14 protein-coding genes are annotated in these 17,066 nt (G+C 51.1%); 5 read left to right on the top strand and 9 right to left on the bottom strand.

The genetic code is table 11. The annotated features are described in order from the left end of the window. Positions 1–104: 104 nt before the first annotated feature. Positions 105–1,013, bottom strand: a complete 909-nt coding sequence (locus tag EC840_RS16390) for a LysR family transcriptional regulator (RefSeq protein WP_112288738.1) — start codon at positions 1,011–1,013, stop codon at positions 105–107. 123 nt (positions 1,014–1,136) lie between these two features. On the opposite strand from EC840_RS16390, the gene EC840_RS16385 reads away from it, so the two are divergent. Then, positions 1,137–2,063 carry an alpha/beta hydrolase gene (locus tag EC840_RS16385; protein ID WP_243701079.1) on the top strand — a complete coding sequence of 309 codons (927 nt, stop codon included), beginning with the start codon at positions 1,137–1,139 and terminating at the stop codon, positions 2,061–2,063. Positions 2,064–2,420: 357 nt separating this feature from the next. On the opposite strand, the gene EC840_RS16380 is transcribed toward EC840_RS16385, so the two are convergent. Further along, positions 2,421–3,338 carry a LysR family transcriptional regulator gene (locus EC840_RS16380; RefSeq protein ID WP_132966172.1) on the bottom strand — a complete coding sequence of 306 codons (918 nt, stop codon included), beginning with the start codon at positions 3,336–3,338 and terminating at the stop codon, positions 2,421–2,423. A 103-nt stretch (positions 3,339–3,441) separates the two neighbouring features. On the opposite strand from EC840_RS16380, the gene EC840_RS16375 reads away from it, so the two are divergent. Further along, positions 3,442–4,650, top strand: a complete 1,209-nt coding sequence (locus EC840_RS16375) for an MFS transporter (protein ID WP_132966170.1) — start codon at positions 3,442–3,444, stop codon at positions 4,648–4,650. Positions 4,651–4,897: 247 nt separating this feature from the next. Further along, positions 4,898–5,545, top strand: a complete 648-nt coding sequence (locus EC840_RS16370; RefSeq protein WP_132966168.1) for a hypothetical protein — start codon at positions 4,898–4,900, stop codon at positions 5,543–5,545. A gap of 33 nt (positions 5,546–5,578) precedes the next feature. Here EC840_RS16370 and EC840_RS16365 read toward each other — a convergent pair whose 3' ends face one another. From EC840_RS16365 to EC840_RS16345, 5 genes are all read right to left on the bottom strand, one after another. After that, positions 5,579–6,322 (bottom strand): hypothetical protein, encoded by a 744-nt coding sequence (locus EC840_RS16365; RefSeq protein ID WP_132966166.1) that lies wholly within the window; start codon positions 6,320–6,322, stop codon positions 5,579–5,581. Between the two features lie 485 nt (positions 6,323–6,807). After that, positions 6,808–8,082 carry an iron uptake transporter deferrochelatase/peroxidase subunit gene (gene efeB / locus EC840_RS16360; RefSeq protein ID WP_132966164.1) on the bottom strand — a complete coding sequence of 425 codons (1,275 nt, stop codon included), beginning with the start codon at positions 8,080–8,082 and terminating at the stop codon, positions 6,808–6,810. 3 nt (positions 8,083–8,085) lie between these two features. Beyond that, positions 8,086–9,309, bottom strand: coding sequence for an iron uptake system protein EfeO (gene efeO, locus EC840_RS16355; protein WP_132966162.1), 1,224 nt, complete (start codon positions 9,307–9,309; stop codon positions 8,086–8,088). A 7-nt stretch (positions 9,310–9,316) separates the two neighbouring features. Next, positions 9,317–10,945, bottom strand: a complete 1,629-nt coding sequence (gene efeU / locus EC840_RS16350; protein ID WP_132966160.1) for an iron uptake transporter permease EfeU — start codon at positions 10,943–10,945, stop codon at positions 9,317–9,319. Positions 10,946–11,113: 168 nt separating this feature from the next. Further along, entirely contained in the window at positions 11,114–11,683 is a 570-nt protein-coding gene (locus EC840_RS16345) for a VTT domain-containing protein (protein WP_129639963.1), read from the bottom strand. Between the two features lie 258 nt (positions 11,684–11,941). Between EC840_RS16345 and yahO the strand changes: the two genes are divergently transcribed. Both yahO and EC840_RS16335 read left to right on the top strand, forming a co-directional pair. Next, positions 11,942–12,220: a DUF1471 family periplasmic protein YahO gene (yahO, locus tag EC840_RS16340; RefSeq protein ID WP_132966158.1), complete on the top strand. Its 279-nt coding sequence runs from the start codon at positions 11,942–11,944 to the stop codon at positions 12,218–12,220. 152 nt (positions 12,221–12,372) lie between these two features. Next, entirely contained in the window at positions 12,373–14,160 is a 1,788-nt protein-coding gene (locus tag EC840_RS16335; RefSeq protein WP_132966156.1) for a sodium:proton antiporter, read from the top strand. Positions 14,161–14,217: 57 nt separating this feature from the next. On the opposite strand, the gene EC840_RS16330 is transcribed toward EC840_RS16335, so the two are convergent. Next, positions 14,218–16,269, bottom strand: a complete 2,052-nt coding sequence (locus EC840_RS16330; RefSeq protein ID WP_132966154.1) for an FUSC family protein — start codon at positions 16,267–16,269, stop codon at positions 14,218–14,220. Positions 16,270–16,466: 197 nt separating this feature from the next. Beyond that, positions 16,467–16,895, bottom strand: a complete 429-nt coding sequence (locus tag EC840_RS16325; RefSeq protein WP_132966152.1) for a CopD family protein — start codon at positions 16,893–16,895, stop codon at positions 16,467–16,469. Between the last annotated feature and the right edge of the window lie 171 nt (positions 16,896–17,066).

Raw genomic sequence — 17,066 nt, 5'->3', positions numbered from 1 at the left:
GATTTGAAAATGTCCCCTTTTGGCACAAAGTTGACGGGCAGCTATGAGCGAAGAGCGGACATTGTGCCTGAAAATGCTGCCGGACAACTGCGTTTGGATATACTTTATTCCCAAGGTAAACCTTGCTCCCAGCTTTCCACAAGCAGGTCAATAAAGGCCCGGATTCGCGGGGATAAATGTCGTTTACTGGGATAAATGAGTCGAATAGGTTCCGGAGGGAAAGGATACTTCTCAAGCACCGGTATCAATTTACCGCTACGCAAATCTTCTCCAAGCATATAGGTGGGTAAGTGAACGATACCGAATCCGGAAATTGCCGATGCCCGCATGGCTTCCGAACTGTCGAGGTTTAACCGCCCGGGTCCTTCATACACAAAAGTGCCTTCCGGTGTCGCAAACCGCCAACTGCGTCTCTTTTCTGCACTCAGAAGAAAAATAGTGTCATGCCTGGTTAAGTCTGCGGGTGTTTCCGGAACGCCCCGTGAAGATAAGTACTCGGGGGATGCACAAGTGACAATATGCTGCGAAGCAATCGTGCGGGTAAGAATACGTGAGTCATCGCGAGGTTCACCTATACGAATGGCAATATCAAAGCCTTCCTCTATCAGGTCAACAAACCTGTCGCTAAAGGACACTTCGGCACGAATTTCCGGCCACTTTTTCAGATAAATATCCAGAATGGGAAGGATATGTCGCTGCCCAAAAGAAAGCGGCGCACTCAGCCGGAGAGTCCCCGTTGGCTTACCCCTGCGCATGGCCATGGCGGCATCGACTTCTTCCAGGTCCTCAAGTATCTGGCGGCAACGATCAAACATGACCCTCCCTTCATCGGTAAGACTCAGACTTCGGGTGGTACGGTTAAGAAGACGAACCCCCATACGCGTTTCGAGCCGGACGATACTTTTACCAATCGCAGAACGTGTAAGCCCAAGGGAACTTGCGGCGTGTGTGTAACTCCCGGCTTTTACAGCCGCGACGAACGCGGCGATATCACCAATGCTGTTGATCTCCATACTATATTTTCTCATCCAATATGGTCGTTGTTGTACCCTTATATGGGAAGCAAATTCCCTAAATGTTGTTATATTATATATTCCTGTTCCAATTTAGCGCAAATACAAACAGGAATACCGATGATGAATCAACAAACAAAGAAAGCCGTAAAAGAATGGTCAGAAAGCCTGGCCGGTCTGGGACCAATCCTTACGGGTGAAGATACCGTAACGCCAATGAGTGAAGTGCGTGACGCCTATACCCGTATGCTGGCTAAAAATCCTGCACCTGCAGGTGTTGGCTTTACTGAGGTCAATATGGGGGGCGTGCCGGGAACGCTGGTGACTCCTGAAAATCTTAAAACCGATGCCATCGTCATGTACATCCACGGTGGGGCATACATTGTCGGTGAATCTGCTGGCTATCACGGTATTGGTGGCAACTATGCCAGCATGCTGGGCGCCCGGGTTTACATGCCAGATTACCGACTGGCACCAGAGTATCCTTTCCCTACGCCCGTTACCGATACCGTTCGTGCATATGAGTGGTTGATTGAACAGGGATTTGACGCCAGTAAAATCGTGCTGGCAGGCGAGTCTGCGGGCGGCGCGATGGTGGTTACCGTTATGGTTGCTGCACGCAACAAGGGCCTGCCACTTCCAGCCGGCGGGGTCGCTATTTCACCCTGGGCTAACCTTGAGCACACGGGTGTCTCTATGACCAACAGAGAAGGCCTTGATCCTCTGAACACCAAAGCGGGTCTTGATTTTCTCGCACGTACGTTCCTCGGCGATGCATTGCCTAACCATCCAATGGCATCACCGGTGTTTGCTGATGTAACGGGCCTGCCGCCGGTGCTCGTTCAGATAGGTGAAAACGAACTGATGTTGACCGACGCGATGCGTCTGGCAACTCATCTGGGGGATAACCGCGTACGCGTAAATCTGGAAGTCTGGCCGGGCATGTTCCACGCCTGGCATTTCTTCTCCACGTTGCAGCCAGAAGCGGTACAGGCGCTTGAGAGTTCAGTCGCCTTTATTGAAAAGGCTCTACGTGATGCAGCGAAGTAATCATCATTGATGATTGACTAAATAACGGGCGCAGCTGACTGCGCCCGTCAGGAGTGAAAATGCCCCTCTACAGACACAACCAACCTATACGTCGGATCTTGCCTCACATAGCGCATATAAGCGCCTATTACGCCCGGGTAGCGATTCAGGCGAACGCCACGCATTACCTTACTCTAGGTGCTATGTGACTTATATTATACAAGGGCTGGGTATTAATAATGATTTTGTGGGTCAGGAAACCAGCGACATTGTCCGCTTCTGGCACAAAGTTGACGGGCAGCTATGAGCGAACAGCAGACATTCCGCATTTAGAGACCATTGTAACTCCGGGACTCTCTGTGGCTGTTTAATGTATCCTCAGGTCGCTAAGGATGTATTGCTCAAATTCTGATGTATGTATTCAATAAGCGCTCGTGTTTTAGCGGGCAAATAACGCCTGTCTGAATAAAGTGCGAACAATTGAAGTGGGGCTGGCGGTTGTTCAAACTTAATCTCGATCAGCCGTCCATCGTCGATGTAGGGTTGGCAGGCCTGTTTTGATAGAATAGCAAAACCTACACCCGCTACCGCTGCGCGTCCTGCCATCTCTCCGCTGTTTACCCGGTAATGGCCTTTAACCTTAATCGTCTCGAATACCCCCTTTTTATTCACAAACTGCCAGGGAGCACCTTTAAGTGCATTTACCGTGGTAATACAGGGTAATGTTTCAAATTGCTGTATACGAGAAGGGGTGCCATAACGCTGAATAACGGAGGGGGCTGCAACGATGGTGCAAGGAATAGTTACCAGATGACGGGCTATGTAATCACTGTCATCCAGTTGGCCACGGCTCACAATAATGGCTAAATCCAGATCGTCTCGCAGGGATTCAAGACCAGACAAATTTGTGACACAGCTAATTTCCAGATCCGGGTGCTGGCAGGCGAAATCGGCAATCACAGAACCCAGCAGTGCAGGACCTATTTCATTGGGAATACAGATACGTAGTGGCCCCTTGATCTGCATCTGCCGCAACGTTAATTCTGTTTCAGTTTGCTCAAGCGCCTCCAGTAATGGCTTCGTCCGGGTATAGAGCAGGTGCCCCGCCTGGGTGAGTTTCATATGTCGGGTGCTGCGCTCAATGAGCTGAAGATTCAGTCTGTCTTCTAACTGAGAAATACAACGACTCACGTTTGATGTCGGCATTTCAAGGACTTTAGATGCCCCAACAAAACTGTCTCTTTCAACCACCGCAATGAAAACTTTCAGGGTATTAAAATCAAGAGCTGGGCGCATGAATTATCCCATATATGATAAAAATAAGTGCCATTTTTACCATCTACTGAACAACATTGATAGCAGTTAAACTCAGATATCTTTCATCTACAGGTCGCTTGCTATGTCATTGATCACACCAACGTTTAATCATAAAGCCCTCATCCGGATAGCGGTTGTCATGGCGTTTATCCAGTTCACAAATGCACTGGAATATATGATGTTCAACCCTGTTTTTGCTTTTATGGCAGCAGACTTCGCCGTTCCCGTATCATTCTCAGGCTACGTATCCGGCATGTATACCTCCGGGGCGGTCCTGTCGGGAATTATCGCCTTTTACTGGATTGGTCGTTTTAATAAGAAACGTTTTTTAATCGCCAATATGGCACTACTCTGCCTACTGACACTTTTGACGACATTTACCTCCAGCTTTAGCCTTCTTCTTGCATTACGATTCTGCGCAGGACTGGTAGGAGGCACAACAATGGGGGTGGGTATCAGTATATTGATAAATCTCGCCCCGGCTAACTTGCGAGGAAAAATGTTGGCGACGGTCATTGCATCTTTTTCGATGGTAAGCATTGTCGGAACGCCCACGATACTATTTGTGTGTGCTCATTACGGCTGGCATGTCGCTTTGTGGTTAATCAGTACGCTGTGTTTGTTGGCATTGCCACTGATTGTTTCCATCATCCCTAAGGATCCAGTCTCTTTCGACACACCCCACGCAATGCCTATCGACGTTAATACTTTACTGTTCGCTTCCAGTAATGCGCTGGTACAGTTTAGCCCGATGCTGGTCATTCCTGTTCTGGTACCATTAATGACCCAGCAACTGGAGGCCTCTCAATACCTGCTGCCATGGCTATTTTTCGCCGGGGGCGTTGCAGGATACCTGTCAACAAAAATGACAGGCGCGTTAACTCCGCATTTTTCTGCTGTGAGTCTGGCTACAGGGTCAACTTTCGTTTTTTTACTCGCTTTGCTAATACCTGTTATGGGCTATTCGCATCCGGCGCTATTTATTATTTTATTTCTCGGTGCATCTTACAGTCGTCTGGTTTCCTCCTCGGCGGTTAGCATTCAGTTTCCTGATGACAGGCAGCGAGCGGGATTCTCTTCATTGCAGTCATCAATAATGTACCTGATCACAACTGTCGCATTTTTTCTGTCTGCTTTTCTATTACCTGGGCACGCCATAGCACCACAAAATATGAACACGTTGCTGGGGGTTTGTGCAATATCCGCATCAGGGTTCCCCATCGTCGTTATCATTCTGCAAAAGAAACTGGCTAAGCGTACGCTCCAACCGAATCATCTCATCAATGTTTAGCATAACGTCCGTTCCTGGTACACAGCAGACAAACACCTGATGCTGAAGGTCTGCTAAGAGCGAGGAGCGGAAGTACGCATTTTATCTCTCAGTTGATTGAGGAATTACTAACTGGGCATAAAAATCAGCCATACAAATAAAACAGGTATTCTGAGCGCGCCATGAATTTTGGGGGTAGCGGGTATCAGAATTCGATGTAAAGTATATTGTGTCTTTGCACCTTACATTTCGTGTTTAAAGAGGGATTATGAATAATAAAATTATCGTGGGTGTGTTGCTTGCATGCGTTTCCGGTAGTGTTTTTAGTGAACCTTTACAAGAAGATAGTCAACCTATATCGCTGAAATTAAGTGATAATTCTTTGAAAGAGGTAAATACCTGCGAAGATTTTATCGCGCTTCGCCGTGCGGGTAAGACGGTGACCGACTTGCCGAATTTGCCCGACCGCTTTACTGATATGGCCAGAGGCTCATTGACTAATTGCTATCTCACGACCTACGCCAAAGATCATGGATTAACTGAAATTAAACCGGCTTCGCAAGCCCCGACTCTGAAAGAAATAGTAGATCATTTCCCTGCGTCCGCTGCAATTGCGATTAGCAATGAAGAAGTCGCTAAAGTTAAATCACTTTACCAAAATAAAACCATACGACAGAAAGAACCGGATTTGAAACCTGATAATAATGGACGCATGGTTTCTACGAAATCTGCTGATGGCTACCTGATAAGCAATCACCGAACTTTTAAGGATAAAGACGGGAAGATTATCGATTTTATCACACTGGGCAAGTTTGTAACCCAAGGTACATGGGGGGAGTCCACGACTTACGAGATTCTTTCCAAAAGCAACCCGGTGTGGACAATTCAGGAGATTAATGAAAACTCCCCACTTTGATGAAGAAAGGCGCTGATTAGCGCCTTTTTCTTATTAATGACCAGCAAGTGCCTGTTGGAAATTGTGTGCAGTATCGGCGTTTCTCTTATCACCAATTCCCGTACGATGCGATTCAGTCGCGGCAGTCCCCCAATCTCCCCGATTCACCGCAGCATTAAATTTTGGGAATTCATTACGTAAGCGTGGAATACCCAAGTTAAATCCCATATCTACAAGTCCAGTTTTAGCGTTATCGGTAAAATGATCATAGTTTGCATACAATCCCCGCAACCCTTTCTCAGTTTCTTGTACATCCGCAATACAGGCTTGTATCGCATCATCATTGCTGAGATGCACGGCTGCACGGCTGCCAGGATGATTCAAAACCTGATTATAACCATTTCGGACATCCGTAGATGTAGCTGCCACTTCAATATTGGTGCTGTCCCCGTGGCCTAATGACTGATGATACGTTTTCGAAAATCGCATGCCTAAAGCAGCATCAATATTGGCAAGTAAATGACCTATTCCGACTGTTGGGTTTCCTTTTGAGTCAGCATAGATGGCATTTACAAACCCCTCATGTGCCATCAGGTTATTCGCGCACATGGACATATAGATACCATTGTACGTTTTAGTCGAAGGTATGCTCAACCTTGTTGTTGGGCCGATGTTGGTATGTGAACCAGCATTCCCACCGGTGCCCAATGTGCCAGGGTCATTATAACTATGAATAGTGCCATAAGGCGTATCATGATCATTCCAGCCTGGTCCTGAATTCGGATCTGTATCTGACATATTAATCCCTCATAGAAAGTAAAATAAACACTGTATTTAAATACAGTAATCAGACTGTATTCTTGAAAGGGAGTTGTATCAACAGATGCCAATCGTGCTAACCATGGCACAACAAGAGCCGAAGTGGGAATATCTTCAACCGTTCACAGGGACAAAATTTAGCTGGGGTAAATTCTAGGAAAAGCAATGAATTATCTCGTTAACATGATTTTTCTCACGGTTTGCCCATGACCCCCTTATCAGATTGGCTTCGAAGCGACTGGTGCGTTTTTTGTGATGATATGGAGCTGGTCGCAGAAGAGTTTGAAGTTGTTGAGGTTCTGTGAATCGGACAAAGTTTCTGCATCTCAGATGAGAAAATTATCTTAGCATTTTGCTTATTGCAACCCATATCAATGTCCGCTTTTGGCACAAACCGGCCCCTCAGAGTGCAACACCGGTTTTACGCTGCCCTCAACCCATGCAGCGTAAAACCTTTTCCACCGTCACACCTCAAACATCTCCGCCCCGATATAAGAGCCCTCTTTCGGTGCCGGTGGCACGAAGAAGATCCCTGAACCGATATGCGAGATGTATTCATTCAGCGCGTCCGATGCACCGAGTTTTGTCTGCAAGGCTTCGAACTGCGCCGGGTCTTTCTGATAGCTGATGAACAACAATCCGGCATCAAGTTGCGCCATATTATTCAGCCCGTCGGTGTAATTATAAGAACGGCGCAGGATTTTAATCCCGCCGTTGTTTTCATGTGCCGCCAGACTGATATGCGCCGTTGCCGGAATAACTAAGTTGCCATCGGCATCCTTTTGGGTGAAGTGCGGGGTATCAAACTCTTTGGTGCCGGTCAGCGGCGCACCGGAAACTTTATGGCGTCCGAACACGTTATTCTGGTCACTGACCCGGTCTGTATCCCAGCTTTCAATGTGAATTTTGATTTTCCGCACCACCTGATAACTGCCCTGCTGCTGCCACGCCGGACCGCCATCGTTGATCCAGACATATTTATCAAAATCTGCTTTCTCGGTGATGTTACGGGTGCCGTCTTTAAAACCGAACAGATTACGCGGCGTGGACTGGCCTTTACCGGCAGATGCTCGGCCAAAGCCCATCACCGTCCAGCGGGTCGCCGCCGCGCCGGTGCTTTTGGCGATACGCACTAAATCGCGGATGGCATGATACGCCACCTGTGGATCGTCGGCACAAGCCTGCAACGAGAGATCGCCACCGGTCAGTTCCGGCTGCATATCATCACTAGGCAGCTTCATCAGCTCGCGCATGAGGGGTGGTTTTTGTTTCGCCAGCCCGAAGGTGTCGGTGAACACGCGCGGGCCTAGTCCGACGGTAACGGTCAGTGACGCCGGACCGAGATCCATCGCCTCTCCGGTGTCCATTCCCACGCCGCTGTCACGCGCCGGTTCCACCTGACCGATAATGCCGCCTTTCATTAACTGCGCAATCGCCGATGACCAGCGTGCCAGCAAGACCTGTAAATCCTGACGGCTGGTGGTGGTCAGATCGAAAGTCATGTACATAATATGGCGCTGCGGCGGCGTGGTGACGCCCACCTGCCCGCCGTCACCATAGAACGGATACTGACGAGACAGGTCGATTCTGTCTTCAGGATCCTGTGCCGCCACCGCCTGACCGTGGGCGTGGGCAACGGTCGGGATCGCCAGGGCGCTGGCACCGGCTACCGCGCCTTTCAGTACATCACGGCGGGAAAACTTACCGGCCTCCCTGGCCGGTTCGCGTTGTTCACTCATTCATCAAGCTCCCTTATTAGCTGCCACTTTCTCACCGATTTTAGACAGGGGTTCCTGCAACGCCTGAATAGCACGGCTCAGCTTCGCAGCGTCAGAGGCTTTGAGTTCAGCGGTATAATATTTGTATCCGCCAGGGACGCTGGCATCACGGTAGGTTTCCAGCAGCGTATGAACAGCTGCGAATTGCGCGGCGACCTGCTTCGTGAGCGCCGGATCGATTTTTTCCAGACCCGGTTGCAGGAAGGCAAACGCCTGTTGTGCGCCTTCGACGTTACCGGCGAAATCCACCAGATCAAAGTGACTGAACGCTTCTTCTTCGCCGTTGATTTTGGTGTTCTGCACTTCTTCCAGCAGGTCTGCTGCGCCGTTAGCCAGATCTTCCGGTTTATACGTCAGGGCTTTGGTCAGCGTATCGAGTTGTGCGACGTTCTTCTGCAATTCAGCCGCCAGCTGTTTGGTTTCAGGGGTAATTTTTCCCTGACCGAACAGGTCACGCTCGATGGCGTGGAAACCGTGCCAGCCCGCTTTCGGATCGAGATTTGAAGCACGCATGTCGATCAGGTAATCGAGGTTGCCGGCGTTATCTGTCGCCTTAAAGCCCGGCAGAATAAAACCGTCCACGTCTGATTCGATACGCTCATAGAACGGACGCGCTTTGGCGTAATCTGCCTTAGCGGTTGCCAGGTCGCCAGCATCGATGTCGGCTTTCAGGCGGTTAACCGCCACCACCATCGCATCCACCACGCCATTGACGTAGGTGGCGTAATCTTTGGTGCCCTGCGCCAGAATGGTTGCGGTGCTGCCCGCCGGTTGCGCGGCGCTTTTACCGGTCACGGTGAAATCCGTCATCTCATGTTCTGCGCCCGGACAGTAAATCTGATATTTGCCGCCATCCAGCGTCAGGGTGAATTTGACCGCCGGAAGCCCCGGCGCCAGGTTCTCTTTTTCGCCCAGAATCCGGTTGTTGCTCAGCAGTTCCAGTTCGGTAATGGCAGTCGCGGTTTTATTGACCACGTTAAATGTTACCGGACCGGCTTTTGCCGAATTATGTTCCACCACACAGGTGCCGCCCTTGTCGCCGGTCATGGTGATATTCACCTGCGAAACGCCATTCGTCACCGGTGCCTGTGAGGCACTGGCTGGCGCATCAAGCGAAAACATCAACATTGCGGTCAGGCCCGCGGCGGTCATCAGCGATTCTTTTTTCTTAAAATTCTTCTTACGCATGAATTACTTATCCTTTATTTTTTGGCAAATGTTTGTGTGGTTGGGAACCGAATGACAGGTCATATTCCCGGCTGACAGATGACCGTTCATGACGGAATTGCAGTAAAACCCGCAGTGCAGATACAGCAAAAATCAGGGCCAGCACCGCCAGCAAAGCAGGCAGCATGTAAGCCCGGAAACGATAAGTGTCCTGATAAGTTTGTCGTTGTTGCAGAGCGTCAGAAACGTGCTGCTGATACGCATTGCTCACCTGCCAGTTGCAGGCAGAAACATCGGCAGTGGGTGTGCGCACCGTGACCGTGCGCGGCGATTGCAGGCCGCTGCCCGAAAGCGTGATGACTTCTTCCGCCTGCCCGCTGGCGTCGAGTAACCTGTCACCGGCAGCAGACGCCTGAACGTTGCAATGCACCGTCCACTGCGCCTGATATGGCCCCGGATGCATGGCCGGATTCAGCCCGATGGGAATACGGTTACCGTAAAGCGCCACCACCTGATCCAGCGAGACGACATCCGGCGCACCGGCGGGCGTCAGCGACGTTTTGGTGTTCCATTCACGCGTCGGTAATCCTGCGCGTTCACCCGTTGTGGCTTTTTCCACAGGAAGCGCTATCTGCGTTATCTTCCCGGCGGCGGATTGCAGGCTGAGCTGATAGCCGTTACCGGCGGTGACCAGAAGTTGCACCTGACCGGCAGGCGTTTGCTGCGCGTCGCTGACCAGCGGCGCGTTGTCCGGCAATTGCAGGGTAAACGGGGGATAAAACAGAAACAGCCCCAGCGCGGCGAGCGCCATCACACCGGCGAAAGCCAGAGAAAGACGCGCTGCTTTTTCCGGTGCCGGACGACGATGTGCTGGCCAGTACACCCTCACCGAAACTATGCCGATATACAGCAGCCACGCCACGGTCTGGATCTGATTTGGATCAGGAGGAATGCCCAGCACGCCGGTGATCAGTGCTGAACGGATGGTGCCCGGCGGCACCAGCCACGAGAGATCCGCGATACGTTGCTGACCGATATTCAGCCAGCCCGCCTCGTGTGCGGTTTGCAGTGAAGTGATGATCAGTCCGCCTGCCACGAGGATCAGGAACAGACCGGTATAGCGGAAGAAACGCGATAAGTTGATGCGGATACCGCCAAAATATATTCCGCAGCCGATGATCACCGCTACGATAAGGCCGATCACTGCGCCGACCGCGGCCCACATCGCGGACTGCGCCACCGAGAACGTCGCCAGCAGAAATACGCTGGTTTCAAAACCTTCTTTCAGCACCGCCAGAAACGCCATACTGGCCAGCGCCCAGGCGCTGGACTGGCTGATGGCCTCGGCGGCGTCGTTTTCCAGCTCTTTTTTCATGTTGTGAGCATGGGTATTCATCCACATGATCATGCCGGTGACAAAGAACACCGCGATCGCGCCGATAACCGATTCCATCCCTTCCTGACTGGCCTGCGGCAAAGCGCGCTCTGTCACTTCCAGCGCAATACCGACTATCACGGAGAGCACCAGCGCCAGCACGACGCCCACCCACATTGCAAAAAGACTTTTGCCGTTTTTACGTAAAAAGGCCGCAATAATGCCGACAATCAGTGCGGCTTCAAGACCCTCACGCAGACCGATAATAAAGGTGGCTAACAAAGGCGACTCCAGCAACAAGAAGCATTATCAAATTATTAATGATAATTGATATCAGTTGGCGCTATAGCTGGAAAGGACTGGAGTATGTGGATTTGCAACAGATTGCGTGAGAAATGTAAATTTGCTGAAAAACTGGGGTGAATTGTAAGCAGACGAAAATCAACGCGTTTATTGTTTTGATTTCAGCCAGTTCACGATCACCCCGCCCGCCACAATCAGCAGGATGAAAGAGGCGTAAAGGAGCCAGTTATTCACTTCGGCAAGGATATCGCCGAACAACCAGCCAATGGCCAGCAGAAACAAGGTCTTGGGGATGGCCGCAATAATGTTATAGAACAGAAAAGGCACCAGCGGCATACGCGCCATGCCCGCAGCGGTCAGCACCAGCGCGCCAGCGGAATGCGTCAGTTTACCCAGCACCAGCAATCGTCCGGCTTTGCGTTCAAAACTGCTCACCACTTTTTCCAGCCGTTCCTGCGTCAGCCCGAGACGGATAAGCCAGCGCGGTGGTTTGCCGTCCGCGCCAATCACCCAGCGCCCCAGCGAGTAAAAGAGCAGATCCCCGAACACTTCCACGGCCATGACCACAGCAAAAATCCCGGTTAAGCTTAAATAACCGAGACGTGCGAAATAACCGGCGATGACCGTCACTACCGGCCCTTCCAGAATAGCCAGCGGCGTCATAATCAGCAGCCCGTGCGCTCTGATCAGTGCTTCAAGAGATTCAAGTGAAAACATACTTTCCTTATTAATCTGACTGCTGGCGGGCAATGACTGACACCGTACCAAATCAGGTAGCATAAAAAGCCAAAAAACGCACTTATCGCTAAATATTTTATTTCAGCCTTGAAATTATTAACTTCCTTGCCTATTACTTAATGTCAGCGATAAATCGTTGTTTTACAGCAAGGTTTGTCGCCAACAGGGTAATTATAAATTCGCTTATGGCAAGTACATTTTCTTCCCTTAACGGGCATTCTGACATTTGAGGCATACATGAAAAAAATTAGCGTCGTTATCGCAGTGGCTCTGGCCGGCTTGATTTCTTCCAGCGCTTTTTCTGCTCAGTTGATGAAAAAGGCCGACTTCGAAAAAGTAGAATCTGAGTACACCAAAATCGGTACGGTCAGCACCTCGAATAAAACGTCTCAGTCTGGCGCGCTGGAAGATCTGTCCAAAAAGGCAGATAAAAAAGGCGGTGATGTTATCGTATTAACCTCAGGCAACACCAAAAACAAAATTCACGGCAATGCCGATGTGTATAAGAAAAAATAACATATCAGTTTCTATACAATAATTTTGTTTCTATGCAATAAAAAGAGGCCCGCAAATTTGCGGGCTTTTTGATGCCCGATTATGCTCATTAAAAAACTTTGTCTATGGCCTTCAGCTGGTCTTTCGTGTCTTTTCAATAAAAGGGAAATTTTATGCTGTTATCCGCCCCGCTGATGCTGGTCATCATTGGTCTGGGATCCTTGCTGGCGCAGTGGCTGGCGTGGTTATTAAAAATCCCGGCCATCCTGCCTTTACTGTTACTGGGCGTCGTACTTGGCCCGGTGACGCATGTCATCCAGCCTGATGCCCTGTTTGGCAATTTGCTGTTTCCGCTGGTGTCAATTTCGGTTGCTATCATTTTGTTTGAAGGCGCGCTGACGCTGCGTGTGGACGAAGTGCGCGGGCTGGGCGGCGTGGTGCGTAATCTCGTCACTATCGGGATGCTGGTGACGTTCGCGGTGATCAGCCTCGCCTGCTGGTGGCTGCTTGGTTTTGAGCCGGAACTGGCCGCACTGGTCGGCGCGGTAACCGTGGTGACCGGCCCGACGGTGATTGCGCCGTTAATGCGCGTGGTGCGTCCGAATGCGGCCATCAACCAGGTGCTGCGCTGGGAAGGGATTGTGATCGACCCGGTAGGCGCGATTTTCACCCTGCTGGTGTTTGAATTTATTACCCTGCGTGAACACGCCGAATCCCTGACACACCTTATCTGGACGCTGGGCGAAACCGCCGCGGCCGGGCTGATACTGGGTTCAGTTTTTGGTTACATGCTGGGCGTCGCACTGCGCCGTGTGTGGATCCCCGCTTATCTGCAAAACCTCGGTGTACTGGCGGTCATGCTGACCGCGTTCGGGCTTTCCAACGCCCTTGCCGATGAATCCGGTATGCTGACCGTCACCGTCATGGGCATCTGGCTGGCGAACATGCGCGATGTCGATACCACTGACATTCTGGCCTTTAAAGAAGAACTTTCGGCGATCCTGATTTCAGCGCTGTTTATCATTCTTGCGGCACGCCTCGATATTCATGCACTGGTGGAAATGGGCTGGCCGCTGATTGGCCTGCTGCTGGTGGTGCAGTTTATCGCCCGCCCGCTGTGTATTGCCGTCTCGACGTGGCGTTCTTCCCTGCACTGGCGTGACCGTCTGCTGCTGTGCTGGATTTCACCCCGCGGCATCGTGGCGGCGGCGGTCAGCTCGCTGTTTGCCCTGACGCTGCAGCGGATGAATTATCCGCAGGCCGACAAACTGGTGACCGTGGTCTTTGCCATTATCATCGGCACCGTGGTGCTGCAAAGCCTGACCAGCCGGGCGATTGCCCGTGCGCTGCGGGTACAGCAGAAAACGCCGCGCGGCGTGCTTATCGTCGGTGCGAACAGCGTGGCACGGATGCTGGCGAAAGTGCTGATGAAGCAGGATATTCCGGTGCGCCTCACCGACAGCAGCTGGGAATATTACCGGCAGGCGCGGATGGACGGCATTCCGGCCTATTACGGTAATGCGTGGTCAGAACATGCAGAAAACTTTCTCGATCTGAGCGGCGTATCGCAGGTATTGGCGCTTTCACCTAACCGTCATCAGAATGCGCTGGCGGTGTATCATTTCGGCCATATTTTCGGCCGGGAAAAGGTGTTTGCCGTGCGCTCCGGGCCCGCGCTCAAAGGTGCCCGCTCGCAGGAAAACAGTCGTTTTCAGCGTCATGAAGTGCTGTTCAACAGCGACGCGACCTACTCGAAGCTCAGCTCTTTGCTGGCGAAAGGTGCGGTGATCAAAGCCACGCAGCTGAATGAAAGTTTTGGCTGGATAGATTACCTGGAGAAAAACAGCGGCGTGCTGCCTCTGTTTGCGGTGCGGGAAAACGACACGCTGGTGGTGCTCAGGGACGGCAATACCCCGCCGGTGCCCTGCACGCTGATTGCACTGGTACAAAACGAAGCATAAAAACCCGCGCCGCTGGTTCATCTTAAGGAGCAGCGGCGCGGGCAGTTTCGGTACGGGTTACGCCAGTTCCGGCCAGCGTGCGGTCGGGTACAGCGCCATACGGATGTTGAACAGATGGAACAGCGGCGTGAACAGTTCGATGTCCGCACGACATAACGCTTCAAGCCTGAGCAGCGCCTGATTCAGCGTATTGAGCAACGAATCCGGCGGTCCGATGTAGATATTTTTCAGCCGCATTTTGATGTAATTATTAATCTCATACATCAGCACTTCCGTTTCAACGTTATGATTTTTCAATACGTCCTGATGCCGGGCATAAAAATCATAGCAATTCACGCCCAGCCAGATTTCAGTGATCAGATTCCCGCCCAGCGCCACTTTAGGTGACGGATCCGCTTTATTGCGCGGCAAAATAATGTTCACTTTATCCAGCATACTGGCGACGTATTGCTGCCTTCCACGCAGCGAAGACGCATTGATTTTGATTTCGCTGGTGAACTGTAATAGCTCTTTGATGCCTTTGCGCAACGCACGTTTGGCCGTCCATGAAGGCCGCTTATTACGGATAAGCGCGGTGGTCAGCAGCGCAATCATTATCCCGACAATCGTCGAAATCGCCGCATTCACAATCACCAGTACGTCAGGTTTAAAATCATGCCCCATGCCGATAAAACCCGGGATCTGCGTGGCGATAATCAGGCCGATAAAATTGGTCGAAGGATTAGCAATGACCAGCCCAAGCGCCAGCAAACCGGGTGCCAGACAGATAATCAGCGACTCGAAGGTGATCGCCATCGGGATAAAGATCACCGCGTAAATTACGCTGATGACGATGGCGATCAGCACCCCTTTCAGAAAGACTTTCATCGAAGCAATCGGGCTGTCGAGCGAGGCAAAGAACGAACAGATAACCGCTGCCATCATCGGTGCAGATGCCCCGTCGCGCCAGCCGGTGCCTATCCAGAACAGGCAGCCAATCATGGTGGCGGTGAAGGCGCAAAACGCCGAAAGCAGGATCATCCCTTCATCGATATGCTTTCTGAGCCCCAGTTTTATTTTGCTGCGCTTTTTCTCTTTACTGAACTGCGTTACCCGCTCGGTTACGCCGTAATACGATTCAGTGATGTGAACAAAGTTTTGCAAACGCTCAAGCAGGCCGGTGAACAGCAGCCCTTCTTCCGGTGTCATTTCACCACTTTCATAAAGATTTTTGATGCGGGACTGCGACGCACGGATTTCCGCCTGAATGCCCTGCGCATTGCCGCTGAGTTCGGCGCTGTTCAGCCACAGCAGGAACTGGCTGAACGTCCCTGAGACAAAATCAGGAAACGGGATTTGCTGTTCGGCCAGCAGATTCAGACGCTTTTCGATGGCCGTCAGCGTGGGGATCAGATACGACAAATGCTGATACTGTGCCATCACCAGGCGGATCAGCCTGCGGGCAGAATCCCCTTCAAACACGCAGTGGGTAATCAGCGTTTCCACGCTAAGCGGATAGTTAGCCATCTGCACCAGAATATGTTCACGCTCCGGCAGGGGATCTTTAGCGGTGACGGTCAGCAATTCATTGCACAGCTTTTTGGCACTTTCGTACCAGTTGTTGACGCTGTTCTCCAGCAAATTGCGCATGCGCACCGGAAACACCAGCATGTGGATCAGCGTACTGCACACAATCGCCACGGTGATTTCTTCGACACGCGAAATCACCGTATAAGTGATCGACATCGGTGTATCGACGTCGGCAAATCCCATGATCGCCGCGCTGTAGCCCGCCAGCATAAAAACGTAGCCTTTGGGCGTGCGGTCATGCAGCGAAAGATACAGGCAAAACGCCACCCACAGCGACACGCTCAGGCTGAACAGCACCGGATCGGTTACCGTAAACGGATAGACCAGAAAGATAAAAACGCCGCCCAGCACGGTGCCGAGAAAGCGGTACGTGGCTTTGGAAAGGGTTGACGCAGAATAAAGCTGTGAGATGACGTACACCGACACCATCGACCAGGCCGGTTTATCGAGATTGAGTTCAAGGGCTATATATAAGGCTAAAAATGCCGCAATACAGGTTTTGACTGAGAACAAGAGCGCATTTTTTGTTAACCATTTCATCGTTAAATCAACAGCTCAGCGTGTTTCAAAACATCATTTTATACGCTGCCAATTCTTGCACCAGATTCAAGATTGTAACAAAACATACCTGACTATTAATCACCACTGATAATCTGTACCTCCCTACATAAAAAAATCCACGCTTTCACGTGGATTTCCTGCTCTGTCATCTGCCTGACTTTATTAAAATCAGAATCTTAGAAAGGCCGGATGATAGCCATAATGCCGATGATGATGACGCCAATGACAATCACGGTTCCGGCTTTGCGCACCAGCGCAAAATCTTTAGCTGGCTGACCGCTGGCGAGACGACGTAAGTTGCCGGAAAGCAAACCATGCAGCGCGGAAAGCACCAGCACCACCACCATTTTGATCAGCAACCAGGCGTGCGGGAACTTGCCGTGACTGACAATCATCCAGATCCCCGCCACCCACAGCAGGATCATCGCCGGACTGGTAATACAGCGGTTCCATTTTTGCACGGTGACGGCCAGCGCCCGCAGCCCGTCGTTTGCGCCGGTTCCCGCACTGCGAAACACCACGCTGACCAATGCCAGCGCCAGCAACCCGCCAGTCCATAACATGCCTGCAATAAGATGTAAGGTGTTCAGCCATTCATGAATCATTTTTCTCTCCGAAAGTTAACGACAATGCTGCCCGCCGGATGAGTCCAACCTGCTGTCTCTCCACGGCTTTTGCCGGATTATGTCCCTTTCCCACAATAAAGGCACGGGCAAAATCGTCACTTTCTCTTATCATTCACTGACTTTACAACAAGTAGGTAGACTGGTATACCT

The organism is Rahnella sp. JUb53, from assembly GCF_004346065.1.
In the GTDB taxonomy this organism is placed as follows: Bacteria; Pseudomonadota; Gammaproteobacteria; order Enterobacterales; family Enterobacteriaceae; genus Rahnella; species Rahnella variigena.
This window is presented reverse-complemented; position numbering and strand designations above follow the sequence as displayed.

Coding starts and splice junctions, on each gene's coding strand:
- EC840_RS16390 (WP_112288738.1), bottom strand. CDS start 1,013: ATGGAGATCAACAGCATTGGTGATATCGCCGCGTTCGTCGCGGCTGTA.
- efeB (WP_132966164.1), bottom strand. CDS start 8,082: ATGAGTGAACAACGCGAACCGGCCAGGGAGGCCGGTAAGTTTTCCCGC.
- efeO (WP_132966162.1), bottom strand. CDS start 9,309: ATGCGTAAGAAGAATTTTAAGAAAAAAGAATCGCTGATGACCGCCGCG.
- EC840_RS16370 (WP_132966168.1), top strand. CDS start 4,898: ATGAATAATAAAATTATCGTGGGTGTGTTGCTTGCATGCGTTTCCGGT.
- EC840_RS16380 (WP_132966172.1), bottom strand. CDS start 3,338: ATGCGCCCAGCTCTTGATTTTAATACCCTGAAAGTTTTCATTGCGGTG.
- EC840_RS16330 (WP_132966154.1), bottom strand. CDS start 16,269: ATGAAATGGTTAACAAAAAATGCGCTCTTGTTCTCAGTCAAAACCTGT.
- EC840_RS16335 (WP_132966156.1), top strand. CDS start 12,373: ATGCTGTTATCCGCCCCGCTGATGCTGGTCATCATTGGTCTGGGATCC.
- EC840_RS16325 (WP_132966152.1), bottom strand. CDS start 16,895: ATGATTCATGAATGGCTGAACACCTTACATCTTATTGCAGGCATGTTA.
- yahO (WP_132966158.1), top strand. CDS start 11,942: ATGAAAAAAATTAGCGTCGTTATCGCAGTGGCTCTGGCCGGCTTGATT.
- EC840_RS16365 (WP_132966166.1), bottom strand. CDS start 6,322: ATGTCAGATACAGATCCGAATTCAGGACCAGGCTGGAATGATCATGAT.
- EC840_RS16375 (WP_132966170.1), top strand. CDS start 3,442: ATGTCATTGATCACACCAACGTTTAATCATAAAGCCCTCATCCGGATA.
- EC840_RS16385 (WP_243701079.1), top strand. CDS start 1,137: ATGAATCAACAAACAAAGAAAGCCGTAAAAGAATGGTCAGAAAGCCTG.
- EC840_RS16345 (WP_129639963.1), bottom strand. CDS start 11,683: ATGTTTTCACTTGAATCTCTTGAAGCACTGATCAGAGCGCACGGGCTG.